Below are 757 nucleotides of genomic sequence, written 5' to 3'. Positions count from 1 at the left end.
GCGGCTCAGGTAGAACGGCCAGTCGCATCGTCGTGCCAGGTGCGGCTCCACCTGCAGGCCCGGAAAGCGAAACGCATCCGGCTGCGTCGGGGCGGAACCGGCAAGCTCGTCTTCCATGCGTGCCTCACGCGGCGGTGCGGCCCGCGGCTGCGGCGTGCTCGCGGTGCTCGTGCGCCAGTGTTGCGAGGTCGCGCGCGAGCGCGTCGAAGACCGGAGACCACGCTCCATAGGCCGGCTGGCGATACAGCCGGGCGCTCGGGTACCAGGGGCTGTCGGTGCGCCCGCTCATCCAGGGCCAGTGCGGATTCACGTCCAGCAGCACCCAGACCGGCACGCCGAGACCGCCCGCGAGATGCGCAACCGACGTGCACACCGTGATGACAAGGTCGAGGCTGGCCACGAGCGCGGCCGTATCGTCGAACGAGCCCAGTTCCGCCGTGTGGTCGACAAGCGCAAGGCCGGCGTCGTGCATACGCTCTACGTCTGCCGCAGCATCGAGCTGCAGGTTGATGAACGTGACGTCTTCGATGGCGGCAAAGGCCTGGGCACAGGCGAGCGGATCGACCGATCGCATGGCATTGCGTTGATGGTCGTGGCTGCCGGTCCATACGAGTCCCACGCGCAGCGGGCGGCCACGCCCCAGACGGGCTTCCCAGGCCTGCGTTTTCGCCGGATCGGCCTTGAGGTACGGCACCGCGCCCGGCAGGTCCGCGAGGCCTGTGCCGAGCATGAGCGGAAGGCTCGCGAGCGGCAGATG

1 pseudogene is annotated in these 757 nt (G+C 69.5%); it reads right to left on the bottom strand.

The features are described from left to right. Window positions 1–124: 124 nt before the first annotated feature. Window positions 125–757: pseudogene (locus PXJ20_RS32865) on the bottom strand (hypothetical protein); the annotation flags it as partial.

The sequence above is a fragment of the Paraburkholderia sp. A1RI_3L genome, assembly GCF_048957895.1.
In the GTDB taxonomy this organism is placed as follows: domain Bacteria; phylum Pseudomonadota; class Gammaproteobacteria; order Burkholderiales; family Burkholderiaceae; genus Paraburkholderia; species Paraburkholderia kururiensis.
Note: the sequence above shows the minus strand (reverse complement) of the source record. Positions and strands in the feature narration are given on the sequence as shown.